This is a genomic window from Ruegeria sp. AD9, from assembly GCF_056542305.1.
The window spans coordinates 15,439-29,748 of the sequence record NZ_JBQFZP010000020.1 but is presented as its reverse complement, the minus strand read 5'-3'; the positions used below and the strand labels follow the sequence as shown (position 1 = coordinate 29,748).

The window sequence follows — 14,310 nt, the reverse complement described above, 5'->3', positions numbered from 1 at the left end:
TATCAAACCTTGGGATCAAACATCTGGGTCAAAACGAAAAAAGAGGCACCTCCATAATGTGGGGTGCCTCTGAAGTTCGGTCGTATTGACCGCGACTATAGTCCATCCCGATGGCGGAATTGTCCATCCATAATCGTTGCTTGAACCTTGGTCGTCAGCAGCTCTTCGGGATTATCCAATTCCAGAATGTTTCGGTCCAGAATCACGATATCGGCCAATTTCCCCACCTCTAGGGAGCCCAGTTTGTCTTCCATTCTCAATTGCCAAGCTGGATTGATTGTTACGGCCTCAATCGCCTGCATCAGGTCCAGCGGGGCAGCTCCATTTGGGAACTTCTTAGAGTTCGCGGGGTCCAGGGGGTTCTTGAACGTAACCGCAGTATAGATCTGATAGAGCATACTGTTGGTCGACATCGGCGCGGATGGGTAATCTCCTGCAAGGCTGACGCTGACCCCGGCATCGGCCAGTGGCCTGTATTGAGAAACACGCTCGTTCGTGCGCGTGTCACCCAACATGCTGAGAAAGTCCTGATCCTGCCCAGCCCAATCTACCGAAAAAATCGGGGTGATGTTTACCGGAATGCTGTTGTCGATCATGCGTTGCTGGTCATCAGGATGAACGATCTGATAGTGATGCAGCGCATTGCGCTCGTCCGCGTTGCCGGAGTCGCGCGACGCAAGGATCGCGTCAATCATCCCACGCACAGTGCCCGACCCTTCAACATGGGCAAAAACATCTAGACCTTGGTCGTTTGCGGCCTTGACGACCTCTTTCATCTGATCCGGTTTCACCGCCGAGATGCCTATATTGTCTGTTCCCTCGAACGGCTCCAGCATCAGAACCGCGCCGGCACTCCATGTCCCTTCGGGGTGTAACTTGATGCCATGTACGCGAAACAAGTCACCGTTGTACTTGTCGGCCATTGCACGTGCCCGCGCCGCAAATTCAACCGGATCGGCTGTCGCGTCCTTGTAGGCCGGTTGAACAAACGTTCGCACTGGCAAATCACCGTCGGCGAGCGCTTTTTCAAGCACCTTCATGGAAATCTCCAAATCATCGAACATGCCAGGTGCGTTTGTGAAATTCGGAGTGACAACACCAGGAATCAGTACTGTTGTTGTGCCGCCTGCGACCACTTGTGGCTGAAGTTTTTCGCGGCTTTCCTCGATCATTCGCTCGGGATCCCAAGCGACCTTCGTATAGACAGGAAACCACGATCCTTCCTTGCCGACGCCCAATGGGTTTCCGTCGTCATCCCTGATCCAGTAAGTAACCCCCGGCACCGGGTCCGGCGTATCTTTGGTGATGTTTCCTGCTTCGAGCGCCTTGGTGTTCAGCCACGCGTCGTGAATGGTGAAGTCGATGATAATCGCGATCTTGTCGGGGATGATTTCATCCAACTCAGCGGCAGTCGGCGCCCCCCCCATAAGGGTTGCATTGTATCCTTGGCCGACAACGATCGGCAGATCCGGGTTTTCCGCCACGTAGTCCCGCAGCATCTGCAGTGTTTCTTCTTTGTCTTTTGCCGCATTCAGATCGACGCCTAGTGTCGACCACGCGGAGCCAAGAACATGGTCGTGGGCGCTGACATAGCCGGGGAGCACCATCTTGCCGGTCAGATCAAGGACTTCGGTGTTCTCGCCAGTCAAGCTTTCCACGCCATTCACGTCGCCAACATACACGATCTGATTGCCTCGTACGGCAACGGCTTGCGCCTCGGGATTTTCATTGTCCATTGTCAGGACGAAAGCATTTTTCAAAACCAGGTCTGCGGCATCCTGAGCATGAGCAAGGCTGGCACATAACGCCAGTACACTGGCAGAAATAAACTTCATCTGTTGTCTCCCCTGTTAGTCGTTCCATCATATATGAATAATATCAATTTGCCATCGATAATGCGGAACTGCGCCACCCTTACTGAACTGGTCCACCGTTATGTTTAGGAGGCTCTGCTGCGAAGTTTCCGGGCGGCCCTCTCGACCATGTTCTTCGACGCTGCTACCATCGGCCTGTATGAACCCGATACAAGTTGGTGCTAGGGAGTGTGAAAGCATTGACCGAAATTCAACCAGATGAGGAAGCGGTCACTGCACAACTCAATCGCATTCTTTCCTCTTCGGATTTCACCGCCGGGCCACGGGTTCAAAGGTTCCTGACCCACCTTGTGAAGGAAGAACTCGCCGGACGTGGAGATCTCCTTAAGGGCACTGCACTGGCAATGGATGTTTTCGGTCGCGACGCCAGTTTCGACCCTAACAGCGATCCCGTCGTCCGGCTCGAAGCGATCAAGTTGCGAAAGGCACTCGAACACTATTACCTGACCTCGGGCGCCGGAGACCAGTTGGTGGTATCGGTGCCAAAGGGGCACTATCGACCTTGCTTCGATATGCGACCTCCAGTTCGGGCCAAGGTAATAAGGACCCCGCAGACGGAGTTGCCCAAGCTGGCTATCCTGGGTTTTACCGGAGAAGATGGAGAAAAGGCGCGATTGTACCGAGACGGACTTCCCGAGGAGATCGCACTTGAGCTGGCGCGCTTTGGCCATCTACGCGTGATTTCCGGTTGGCATGAGAGCGTGATCGCATCTGACAACAACAATTCGGCCCTTGCAGGAGGGGTCGACTACATATTGCGTGGCAACGTTCGCGAGGCCGGTGGGAACCTTCGCATTTTAGTCCAGTTGAGCCGGCTTCCTGATGAGACCTTGATCTGGTCAGACCGGTTTCGGATCGAGTCCAACTATGCCGATGTATTCGGACTTCAGGAGGACATCGCGTGCCAATGTGCGAGACGGTTGGCTGATGCCTACGGTATCGTCGCCGAAGATCTGAACGCGCAATATACCGGCCGAAGTGCTACGGATGCAGGCGTCTATGAAGCGCTTCTAGCGTTTCATGCACACGTAGGTACATCACGACTTGATAGCCTGAAGGAGTTTCAGGAGCTCGCAGAAGGCGCCCTCCGGCACAACCCATCGAGCGGTCTCGCCCATGCTTTGGTTGCGATAGCATTGATCGAAGCAGCGACACTCGGCGCAACCCCGATCGAAGATGTGATCGAGCCGGGAAGAATCCATGCTGAGAAGGCCATCGCTCTGGCTCCCAATTGCCAGGAGGCGCTTTTTGCCTCAGCAGCCTTTACCCAAGCACAGGGGGACACTGCACGGTACCGAAATCTAATCTCGCGTGCCGTCGATGCTAACCCAAACGCGACGCTGATGATGGCATTGGTCGGTGGCTGGCTCGCCAAGTCGGGTGACATCGAAGACGGCCTTGCGCTTGTGCGTGAAGCGCGCGAACGCAACCCGTTGCTGCCAAACTGGGTGTCCATATCGCTCGCGATGGAACCATTGATCGCGGGAGATTATTGCACGGCCTCCGATCTTGTCCGTGACATTGACGCGCGCGATGCGATCTACGACTGGTTACTGATCGCGGTCACGCATGCGCTGGCCGGGGAGCTCGAAAGTGCCCGCGCCGCGATCGCGCCATTCACAGAACGCGGCGTCGATCCCACAGACTATGCAGCGAAAATTATGATGGACGATCGGCTACGTGCGCGAATTGACGAGGGACTGAAGAGGCTTGAGGCGAGCCGATTCGTCGAGGTGCGAGGCGAGTAGATAGGTTTCATTGCAAAGTTTTAGGTCGGTCAAATAGATTTGCGATCGCTATGGGTTCAGATTGCCAACTCGTCGGATTGACGAAACGGGCAGAGTCGAGGGGATCTGTTGCTAAGTTTTGACTGCTGACGCTCATAAGTGCTTCGAGTGAATGGATATCAAAATATTGAAGTCGAAAGTCTGTTTATGATCTCCTTCAAAGGCGCACAGTATCCGAATGATGTGATTCTCTTCGCAGTGTTCTTGAGTTACCCCCTAAGTTTACCCGGTAGTCGATGACGGCAGACAGTTTTCTGAACCGAGTAAAACTGGGCAATGGATCGGAATTACAGAGATGGGCTCGGGCTCTCGAAACCCCTACCAGTCACAAAAAGGCGTTGTCGCTCTTGCCAAAAGACTTGCGATCCTGATGCTCGGCATCTGGACACACGAAAATACTTTTAAAATGAAGGAGGCATAATCAGAGTAACGGGGATTAAGGCCATCAATAAAATGCTCAAAGACTTTGTCTGCACGATCCCGATTGAGATGGTGAGGCGGAAATACTTGAACAATATCGTGGAACAGGAACATCGTTTCATCAAGAGACGCACGCGGCCAATGCTGGGGTTCAAGGCCTTCGCTTCAGCGGCGGCAACGCTCGACGGAATTGAAGTGTCGTACATGATCCGCAAGGGCCAACTCAAGCCTTGACTCTGTCCATTTCAGCAGTTCGCTGAGCTCGCCGTCTGACTCACAGGCGATTGCTGATACAACTCAACGGGCTCACATCTTTGCAACAAATCCCCTACAAGTGGTCTGTGCGAAAAGGTTTCGACCACGTCAGAAGCGCACTAAAAAGGCGCGACGGAGACCAACACGCACTTCGAACTGATCGGCGGACCCATTACGAACGATGGGTGAGCCGGCAGCCGCGTCTTGAAACCGTTCGTATTTGGCACCAACTTCCAGCCACCAAGTATCGGCGAACCTGTGGGTGACGACGAGTTCCAACCCTGCACTGACCAACCCTCCAGCTGGGTCGTAGGCGGGGTATTGACTGCGTATGGCTTCGTCCGGCGTAATTCCGAAATAAGTCTGATTATATTTGTCTGTACCGAACAGCAGTCGCGGCCCGAAGCGCACTGTCATTCGATCCATCGGGCGCGCTATGTAATTGGCTTCGATTGCGGCGACGAAACTGTCGTGCCCGCCCAGCCCATACCGAAGATCTGCAAAAACTTCGGCGTTCCGCGAAACATATCCGACCCCTGCGCCGATTTCGATGGATAGACCGACATCTTCCAGGCCAGTCAGCTCTGGGTAGTCGGAAGAGTCCCGTGGCGGAACATATCGCGCTGATAGCCTGGGAATGAACCCGGGAGGAAATACCAATGGATCTTCCGTCAGGACCGGATCGCCATACCGAAGAAACTGAGAAAACAGAAACGGAACTTCGACACTTCCCATTGGATAAAGCTGCTGACTATTCGCTCCGAAATACTCCGGAACAACCTGTGCGCCCAGAACACCTGTGACGATCATCGACGTCTGTCGCCCGCCATCCTCCACTGTGACGCGTTCGCCGGGACCTATCACGGTAACTTCTGCGAATGACTGAATGGGAGTAGATATCAGAGCTACTGCCAGTACTAGACCAACACCTGCTCTGATCGGCGACCGTTTTGTGTCAGCAACTGGAAAAAAACGATTTGCAGCTTCGACTAGAATACATAGTACTTTCAATTCTGGATTAACCGAGCGCGAACGATAGGGAATGTTTGGCTGTGAAGGGTCTGCAGGTATTGTCCGATTCATGCACGCGCCTCCGTTTTGTTGCCCCAATTGGGCCCACTGTCCGAGTAAGAAGCCCTGGACGTTATTCTTTGCCTCAAACGAATTCTAATGGAACAATATAAGAGGTACTTCGGATGAAGGCCTTTCAAAGCAACGTCGTACGAGACCAACCGAGCGCCCAAAGCCTATCAGACCATGTTGGTTTGACAAGACCGGCGATCGTGTTCGCCGGATCGGCGTAGGGCTTGTACGAACATACCTTTAACAGGCGGTTACGCACTGAAGAGGTGCGACAGCCCACACTGGCTGCGAAAACCGTCCTGAACGTTGCCGGTCTGTGACTGGTGTCAGTGCAATGGCTAGCGCTGCTGTGGGGTTTGTCGCTCTTCCGGCGGCGCTCTGTCTTGATATGATTAGTGTCGCGCTGTATCGCGCCATCTGGGCCGCTTTTCTGATCGCGGGAAACTATTTCTGCAACTGGTTCGGCCACGAAGGAAGCCAGAACACACATTTTCAGATGCTGAACTGGGGTATAGCCAATTCAGTTGGTCTGATCCGTCAGGCGATCTACTTTGCCTGACGTAAATCAAGTTGTACTACTCCACGCTGTTTCTTTGGGCAAAGTGAGAGCCATCAGGCAACCGATCCGCATACGGAACCAACTTGCTCAAACGCGGCGGCGTCTTGAACCTCGGTTCTACAGCACCTTCGCGCAGATACTTTCTGACGGTGTTGCGAGACAGCCCCGTGCGCCGTTAATTATCGCGGATTGGCATTTTGTCACGCAATGCCCAGCGTCGTATGACACTCAAAAAATTCCATGCCGATCACTTCAAGTCTCCCCAAACAAATCCTCGGAGCAATGTGTTCACAAGGGTCAATTCTCAGTGAAAGTTATCAGGCCTACCGGGTCACTTATCAGTGGAAATCAACAATCATGTGAGGCCGGAGAAATGAGTGCTGGCTAAATGATCTCAGGCGCCAAGAAAACTCTTTATGAAGGGACCTGTCCACAAATGGCGATGCCATGGGGATAAACCACTGACCTGTTGACGGATTCTTCTAATATTCACCACAAGTGTTGGCGAAACATCAACGGAAGGATATTGGAAGAGCAGATTGATGTCACATCAGGACTGCAAAATATGATGACGCTGAATTCAGATGGCAGAAAACGGCTGGAAAGACGCTCTCTCAGCGTGGCCATGTGGGGAAACCTTTTCATGGCCGCCGCGGGGGTGCTGGCTGGTATGTTGTCGAATTCAAACGCGATCATGATGGACGGACTGTTCTCCCTGGTCGGGTTCGGCTCGGCGCTGCTTGGGCGTCGGATCAGTCGTCGCATCGATGCGGGTCCGGACAAGGTCCGCCCTTTCGGCTACGCCGCTGACGAGGCTATTTTTGCGACATTTCGCTCACTGTCTCTTCTCGGCTTGGTCTTGTTCGCAATAACGAATGCGATCAAGAATATCTACAACTACCTCAACGGCATAATGCCTGAGCCGTTGAACTTTGCGCCGATGATCATCTACTTCGCCGGGATTGGCCTCACATGCACCTTCATGTGGGGCTTCCATCATTTCACCTGGCGCCGAATGGGAAAGAACAGCTCGATCCTGCGGCTCGAGTCCAAGGCTGCGATGTTCGACGGGCTGATTACGGCGGCGGCAGGTGTAGGGCTGGGTGCCGTCTACTTGTTCCGCGACGGTCCGCTGGCACCAGTTGCGCCGGTGGGCGACTCGGTAATCGTCCTAGTACTGTGCTTGTTGGCGGTCGGAACCTACGTCACAGATTTTCGCAGAGGATTGGGTGAATTGGCGGGCGTCAGCGCAAGCCCCGGAGACATCGCTGCAGCCCGACGGGCTCTGCGTGCTGCTATTGTTCAGGATGGAGGATCACTACAGGATCTGTCCGTCACCAAACTTGGGCGAACATTCCTGATTACAGTCTATTACAATCCCGGCCGACCGATTTCTGCGTCTGTTATCGACGACCTGAACCTGCGCATGATCCGTGATACGCGCGAAGCACTGTCCGGCGCTGATGTGCTGCTCGTGATCACGGAACACTCAAGGCGCTGGCCGGATTCACTGAACCCTCTCTAACTAGGGTCAGGATGCATTGATTTTCCCTTCGTTGCGTGATTCACGGCTCGAAAACGGAGCGGTGATATGAGCGACCTTTATTGGCTGACAGACGAGCAGATGGCCAAGCTTTGCCCTTTCTTCCCGAAGTCGCACGGCAGGCCACGGGTCGATGATAGAAGGGTGCTGAGCGGGATTATCTTCATCAATTGCAATGGATTGCGCTGGCGTGACGCCCCGGAAGCGTATGGGCCGCACAAAACGCTTTATAGCCGGTGGAAGCGTTGGAGCGAGAAAGGCATCTTCGCTCGGATGGAGGCCGGCCTGGCAGCCGAACACGGCGAAGAAAAGACCGTGATGATCCCCTCTCATCGAAACTGCGTTTCGACTGCCGGGCAGTGGACGCGACCTATCTGAAAGCACATCGTACCGCGACCAGCATGGCCGCGAAAAAGGGGGCGTGGCCGCCTGATTCACTGCCCGGCAGGCGCATCCGAAGGATGCTGCCGAGAGGGGCCGAACCAAGGGCGGCATGAATACCAAGCTGCATGCCATTTGCGATAGCAAAGGTCGCCCGCTCAACCTGTTCGTTACCGCCGGGCAGGTCAGCGACTACATCGGTGCTCGGGCTCTGCTCAGCAGCATACCAAATGCGGACTGGCTGCTCGGTGATCGTGGCTATGACGCCGACTGGTTCCGAGACGCCTTGAAAGACAAAGGGATACGCGCCTGCATCCCTGGTCGAAAGCAGCGCAAGGCGCCGGTCAAATACGACAAGCGCAGATACAAGCGGCGAAACCGCATCGAGATCATGTTTGGCAGGCTCAAGGATTGGAGGCGCGTGGCAACACGCTATGATCGTTGTCCCAAGGTCTTCCTATCCGCCATCGCGCTCGCGGCTCTAGTCATCTACTGGTTATGAATCCTGACCCTAGCCCTGTCGCCTGTCTGCAAGGTGCTCGATCGAAAGAGTCCCGATTTGCGCGAAGGTGCCAAATGACCTGAAGCATTGGATAACGGGTCGCCGCGCGGGGTTGGGCGCTCAGTCATCTGTTCCCGTTTCGGAAGCGTGGATTTGATAAGTAGGCGCTTTTTTGGGCAGGCTCTGAACAGAAGGTTCGGTGGGAAGAGTGGAGCGGGGTGCCCGCGATAGATCGGTTTGCACTGGACGAACCGCAAGGGTGTGCAAGATCAGGTCACACGTGTGCGTTGATCCTCGATCCCCATCGAGATTAACGAAGGTTCTTCGCGTTGGATGGTCTGAAAGCTTGCTTTGTCCTGCATCTTATCCCAATTGCTCAGGATCAGGCACTGCGCGACGGCTCCGCCCAGTGTGGTTCCCGGTCCAGTGACGATGAACATGTCGGGTGCAAGCTCTTTCGCGGCTTGTGATACGGCCTTTGTGAAATCATAGGTTTCGGTCACCTGATGACCCAAGGTGTAGTCCCAAAGCGCGTCCAGATCACAGGCGCCGGGCCACCAGATCTGACCGCGGCCATCTATCATGGGCAAATTGGGTTGCCGAAACAGATCTGCGGCAAGGCGGGTACGACCGGCTTCGGCAACTGGGCGTTGCAGGTGTGAATGAAACCCTGCGTGGTTGGCCAGCCGCATCGGAAAGCGTTCCTGCACCACAGGCACCCTGTTTTCAAAGGCGGATAACCCAGCTTCATCCCCGGCCAGAACCAGCATCCCGCCCAGATCAATTGACAGGGTGAGGGTCGCGCCGGTGCCGTCAATCTCAGCGACCAGAGCCAGCAGTTCGGCCTTGCGTGCCGGGTTCGGCTGCCAGTCGGCATCCAAGAAGGGGTAGATCAACTGGCCGCCAATCAGGCTCTGCTGCATGAGTGTTCCCATGGTGTTGACCACCTCGAACCCTGCCTCGGCGGTCAAGGCGCCCCCGCAGGCCAGGGCCGAATACCAGCCCATCGAGTTTCCGGTCACAGCCACCACGTCGATCTTCTCTGGATCAATGGCACGAAAATCGCCCAGCGTCGCGGCATAGATCAGGGCCGAGGCATTGTCGCCGCGCGTGTGCTTTGCCACGGAATACCGGGGCGCGCCGTCCAGTTCGCTTAGGGTTTCCTGACCCTGCGCGCGGCGCATGTCGTCGAAATGTGCCAGCAGGGCCTTGTCGGTAAAATGGCGGCCCAGAACCCCCAATTCGGGTTTGTTATAGGTGCCGCGCCCCGGACAGATGACAACAGCGGTTTGTTTTGCTGACCTCATTTGCCTGTCTCCATCAGGGATCTTGCTGCGGCCTCGATGCTGTCTTTCGATGGCATGGTTGCGGCATAGGCCGGGCCGGTGGCGATAAAGCTGTCTTCGGCGGTAATACGTGCCATCGGCACATCTGTGGTTTCGTGGAAATGGGCCATCAGGGCTTCGGCCACGCCACCGTGATGCCGGGTTTCATCGACGATCAATATCCGCTTGGCGCCGCTTACGGCTCGGGTCAGCGCGTCTTTGGGCAGCGGTGACAACCAGCGCATGTCAATGATCCGGGTTTTTATCCCGTCGGCCTCCAGCGGTTTGCGCGCCTGATGGCTGAGGTAGACGCCATTGCCAAAGGTAACAATCGCCAGATCGTCGCCGTCGCCATCCACGCCGACCTCGCCGAAACCGATCCTTTCGGATGGGTCGGGGTAGGTGTGCATCCAGCCTGCGTCCCCAGCTTCGTGCAAGTCCCGCATCGGGTAGAGCGCGATGGGTTCCAGAAACACGACCAGCCGCTGTTCTTCCCGGGCCAGCCGCACGCATTCACGCAGCATTCGTGCAGCGTCGGCGCCGTTCGATGGGCAGGCCAGGATCAGCCCCGGAATATCGCGCAGCACCGCGACCGAGTTGTCATTGTGGAAATGCCCGCCAAAACCCTTTTGATACCCCAACCCGGCGATGCGCACGACCATCGGGTTGGTGTACTGACCGTTCGAGAAGAAGGGCAGGGTGGCCGCTTCGCCGCGCAACTGGTCTTCGGCGTTGTGAAGATAGGCCAGGAACTGGATTTCCGGCATGGGCGTAAACCCGGTCTGAGCCATCCCGATGGCTAGGCCCAGAATCGACTGTTCGTCCAGCAGCGTGTCGATCATCCGGTCAGGGCCGAAACGGGCCTGAAGCTTTTGCGTCACGCCATAGACACCGCCCTTGCGCCCGACATCTTCGCCCATCATCACGATCTCGCCGTGTTCAAGCATCAGGTCGCTCAGGGCCCAGTTGATCAGGCGTGACATGATCTGGGGTTCAGCATGTGCTTTGAGGTCGCCGCCGAATACCTCAGCCCGATGTTCAGCTGACGGGCCATTGGTCGGGGCACAGGGGCGTGCGGGCGGGATCAGGCTGGCCATCACGTCACCTGCGGTTTTCAGGCGAGGGCGGGTGATCGCCTTGTCGGCGACGCGGGTGACGCGGTCGCAGGTGTCGGTGTATACCTTCAGCGCGTCATCCGGTTGCATCGCACCGGATTGTTCCAGCAGACGGACGGAGTGCAGCAGGGGGTCGTTCGCCTCTTCGGCTTCGACCTCGGATTTTGGCATATAGGTGGTGGGCATATCTGCCCCGGCGTGGCCATACAGGCGCACCGTGCGGATGTGCAGAAATGCGGGCTTCTTGCGGCTGCGGACATAGGCGGCGGCTTCTTGTGCGACACGGTAGGTTTCGAAAATATCGAGCCCGTCGCACGTGAAATACTTCAGTCCCGGTCGATGAGAGAATGTTGCGGCAATCCAGCCTTGTGGTGTCTTGGTCGAAATTCCGATCCCGTTGTCCTCGCAGCAGAACAGCAGTGGCAGGGGAACCGACTGGTAAGACGTCCACTGCGCGGTGTTGAACGCGCCTTGCGCAGTGGAATGGTTGGCCGAGGCATCACCAAAGGAACAGTAGACGATGGCGTCATCCGGCATTTCTGCATGTTCGGGTTTGTGACGGCGGGCTGCCCCGATTGCATAAGCCGCGCCGACAGCTTTGGGCAGGTGGCTGGCAATGGTCGAGGTCTGCGGGGGGATGCAAAGCGCCTTTGACCCCAACACCTTGTGCCGCCCACCGCTGATCGGATCATCAGAGGATGAAGCGAAGGACAACAGAATATCCCATGTTGGGCTCTGCCCCGGCACCTGATCGGACCGGGCGATCTGAAACGCTGCGTCGCGGTAGTGTAGAAAAGCAGGGTCTGTCGGGCGCAGGGCTGCCGCCACCGCGGCCATCCCCTCGTGACCAGAGGAGCCGATGGTATAGAATCCCTGGCCCGCTTTCTGCATTGCCCGGCTTTGGCGGTCCAATGCACGGCTCAGACATTGCGCGCGATATAGCCCGACTGCTTCGGACGCTGTCAGTGGGCCAGACGGCGTCGCGCCAGCGGGAAAATCCCGTGCCGCAACCCGGCGCAGGAAGTTGTCATGCACAATGGTTGCGCGATCCATCTTTGTCGTCCTCAGGCGAAGGCTTGCAGGCCCGTTTGCGCGCGACCCAAGATCAAGGCATGAACATCATGCGTGCCTTCATAGGTGTTCACGGTTTCCAGATTCACCATGTGGCGGATCACGTGGAAATCCTGGCTGATGCCATTGCCGCCGTGCATGTCACGTGCGTGGCGTGCGACCTCAAGTGCCTTGCCGCAATTGTTGCGCTTGATCAGGCTGATCATCTCCGGTGCTGCGCGGGCTTCGTCCATCAGACGACCCACGCGCAGAGCTGCCTGAAGGCCCAAGGCGATTTCGGTCTGCATGTTCGAAAGCTTCAGCTGGAACAGCTGCGTTTGCGCCAATGGGCGACCGAACTGTTTTCGGTCCAGACCATATTGCCGTGCGGCGTGCCAGCAGGCCTCAGCTGCGCCCATAGATCCCCAGGCGATACCGTATCGTGCACGGTTCAGGCAGCCAAACGGCCCTTTCAGACCTTCGACACCCGGCAACAGAGCATCTTCCCCGACCTCGACATTGTTCATCACGATCTCACCCGTGATCGAGGCGCGCAGCGACAGTTTGCCTTCGATCTTCGGGGCTGAAAGACCGGGTGTGCCTTTTTCAAGTACGAAACCCTTGATCTTGCCGTCATGCGCGTCTGATTTGGCCCAGACAACAAACACGTCAGCAATGGGCGCGTTCGAAATCCACATCTTTGAGCCGTTGAGGACATAACCCCCTTCGGTCTTTTTCGCGACGGTTTTCATGCCGCCGGGGTCCGAACCTGCATCGGGCTCGGTCAGGCCAAAACAGCCAATAGACTCACCGCTGGCCAGTTTCGGAAGATATTTCCGGCGCTGTTCATCCGTTCCGTAGGCATAGATCGGGTACATGACGAGGCTGGACTGCACCGACATCATCGAGCGGTAACCGCTGTCGACGCGTTCCACTTCGCGTGCGACCAGACCGTAAGTGACATAGCTGGCACCGATGCCGCCGAATTCTTCGGGGATAGTCGTGCCCAGAAGGCCCATTTGCCCCATCTCGCGAAAAATCTCGGGGTCTGTTTCTTCATTGGCAAAAGCCTGAGTTACACGGGGCAGCAGTTTGTCCTGCGCGTAGGCGTTGGCCGCATCGCGCACCATGCGTTCATCCTCGGCCAACTGGTCTTCCAGCAGAAAAGGGTCATCCCAAGTGAAAGGGCCAAGCTGGGGGCGGGATTGTGGTTTCATGAGAGTTTCCTTTCTACAGCGGCTTTGAGACGTGCAAGCCCCGCTGCAATTGTATCTTGGGCATAAGCAAAGCTCAGGCGAAAATGTCCGGGCAACCCGAATGCGCGACCGGGAACCAGAGCGACACCAGCATCTTCCAACAACCAGGTGCAGAAGTCAGCGTCATTTTTGAAAGGCCCACCCTGATCCTCAAGCAGTCCGGCGCAGGAAGGGAAGGCGTAAAACGCCCCGTCGGGTGCCGCGCAGCGCAAACCCGGAACCGCGTTCAACCCTGCAACCACCAGATCACGGCGTTCGGCAAATACGGCGCGGCGTTCTTCCAACAGGCCCGCGCTGCCGGTCAGCGCCGCAAGCGAGGCCCATTGTGCAATCGAACAGGCACCCGAGGTAACCTGCCCCTGAACGGCCACCATCGCCTTGATCAGCTCGACCGGCCCGATCCCCCAGCCTATGCGCCATCCGGTCATGGACCATGCTTTGGCGACACCGTCGACGATCAACAGACGGTCGGCAAGGTCAGGGGCCGCCTCGGCCACTGATACAAACGGAGTAAAGCTGAGATGGCGATAAATCTCGTCCGCAAGAACCCAAACCTGTGGATGCCGGGACAGAACAGATGCGAGGGCGGCAATTTCATCCTGCGTGTAGATTGCCCCCGACGGGTTCGACGGCGTGTTGAGCATCAGCCAGCGTGCGCGCGGTGTAATGGCGGCCTCTAACTGTTCCGGCAGAAGCTTGAATCCCTGATCCATCTGGCAAGGCAGAATGACGGGCGTTCCACCCGCCATCCGCACTATGTCAGAATAGCTGGTCCAGTAGGGCGCGGGCATGATGACCTCGTCGCCGGGGTTCAGGCTGGCCAGCATGGCATTGGCAATCACCTGTTTGGCACCGGTCGACACAATGACCTGAGCAACTTCGGCTTTGGCCTGCCGGGCAACTTCGGTGCGCAAATCGGGCACCCCGGCCGTCGGCGGGTACTTCGTCTTGCCGTCCAGCGCTGCCGCGTGGGCTGCTTCGACCACATGGGGCGGGGTGGGCAGGTCAGGCTCACCGGTCGACAATGCCAGAACATCGCGCCCTTCCGAACGCAAGCGTGCGGCGGCCTCGGAAATCTGCACGATTTCGGACAATTCGATACCGTTTAGTCGGTTTGCGCGATGGAACACTGTTAATCTTCCTCTGGAGATGACTGAGGT

The 14,310-nt window shown here is 56.7% G+C and carries 9 protein-coding genes and 2 pseudogenes; 5 read left to right on the top strand and 6 right to left on the bottom strand.

Going from position 1 to position 14,310, the window contains the following annotated elements; all coding sequences use genetic code 11:
• Positions 1 to 95: 95 nt before the first annotated feature.
• Positions 96 to 1,835 carry an amidohydrolase gene (locus ACR0AM_RS19300; RefSeq protein WP_480623740.1) on the bottom strand — a complete coding sequence of 580 codons (1,740 nt, stop codon included), beginning with the start codon at positions 1,833 to 1,835 and terminating at the stop codon, positions 96 to 98.
• A gap of 218 nt (positions 1,836 to 2,053) precedes the next feature.
• Between ACR0AM_RS19300 and ACR0AM_RS19295 the strand changes: the two genes are divergently transcribed.
• A complete protein-coding gene (locus ACR0AM_RS19295; RefSeq protein ID WP_480623739.1) occupies positions 2,054 to 3,622 on the top strand; it encodes a hypothetical protein in 1,569 nt (522 codons plus the stop codon).
• Between the two features lie 471 nt (positions 3,623 to 4,093).
• Positions 4,094 to 4,315: pseudogene (locus ACR0AM_RS19290) on the top strand (DDE-type integrase/transposase/recombinase); the annotation flags it as partial.
• 129 nt (positions 4,316 to 4,444) lie between these two features.
• Here ACR0AM_RS19290 and ACR0AM_RS19285 read toward each other — a convergent pair.
• Complete coding sequence (locus ACR0AM_RS19285) at positions 4,445 to 5,200, bottom strand: MipA/OmpV family protein (RefSeq protein ID WP_480521017.1); 756 nt, start codon at positions 5,198 to 5,200, stop codon at positions 4,445 to 4,447.
• A 553-nt stretch (positions 5,201 to 5,753) separates the two neighbouring features.
• Between ACR0AM_RS19285 and ACR0AM_RS19280 the strand changes: the two genes are divergently transcribed.
• The 3 genes and pseudogenes from ACR0AM_RS19280 to ACR0AM_RS19270 all read left to right on the top strand — a co-directional run bounded on the left by ACR0AM_RS19280 (position 5,754) and on the right by ACR0AM_RS19270 (position 8,404).
• On the top strand, positions 5,754 to 5,978 hold the full coding sequence (locus ACR0AM_RS19280; RefSeq protein WP_480521019.1) for a hypothetical protein: 225 nt from the start codon (positions 5,754 to 5,756) through the stop codon (positions 5,976 to 5,978).
• A gap of 565 nt (positions 5,979 to 6,543) precedes the next feature.
• Positions 6,544 to 7,503: a cation efflux transmembrane domain-containing protein gene (locus ACR0AM_RS19275; RefSeq protein ID WP_480623738.1), complete on the top strand. Its 960-nt coding sequence runs from the start codon at positions 6,544 to 6,546 to the stop codon at positions 7,501 to 7,503.
• Between the two features lie 66 nt (positions 7,504 to 7,569).
• Positions 7,570 to 8,404, top strand: a pseudogene (locus tag ACR0AM_RS19270) (IS5 family transposase).
• 269 nt (positions 8,405 to 8,673) lie between these two features.
• On the opposite strand, the gene ACR0AM_RS19265 reads toward ACR0AM_RS19270, so the two are convergent.
• From ACR0AM_RS19265 to ACR0AM_RS19250, 4 genes are read right to left on the bottom strand one after another with little or no spacing between them, the layout of a single operon-like run.
• Entirely contained in the window at positions 8,674 to 9,711 is a 1,038-nt protein-coding gene (locus ACR0AM_RS19265) for an ACP S-malonyltransferase (RefSeq protein ID WP_480623737.1), read from the bottom strand.
• Entirely contained in the window at positions 9,708 to 11,897 is a 2,190-nt protein-coding gene (locus tag ACR0AM_RS19260; protein ID WP_480623736.1) for a dehydrogenase E1 component subunit alpha/beta, read from the bottom strand. The genes ACR0AM_RS19265 and ACR0AM_RS19260 overlap by 4 nt, the downstream gene beginning before the upstream one ends.
• A gap of 11 nt (positions 11,898 to 11,908) precedes the next feature.
• Positions 11,909 to 13,111, bottom strand: a complete 1,203-nt coding sequence (locus ACR0AM_RS19255) for an acyl-CoA dehydrogenase (protein WP_480623735.1) — start codon at positions 13,109 to 13,111, stop codon at positions 11,909 to 11,911.
• Positions 13,108 to 14,280 carry a pyridoxal phosphate-dependent aminotransferase gene (locus ACR0AM_RS19250; protein ID WP_480521027.1) on the bottom strand — a complete coding sequence of 391 codons (1,173 nt, stop codon included), beginning with the start codon at positions 14,278 to 14,280 and terminating at the stop codon, positions 13,108 to 13,110. Before ACR0AM_RS19250 ends, ACR0AM_RS19255 begins: the two co-directional genes overlap by 4 nt.
• Between the last annotated feature and the right edge of the window lie 30 nt (positions 14,281 to 14,310).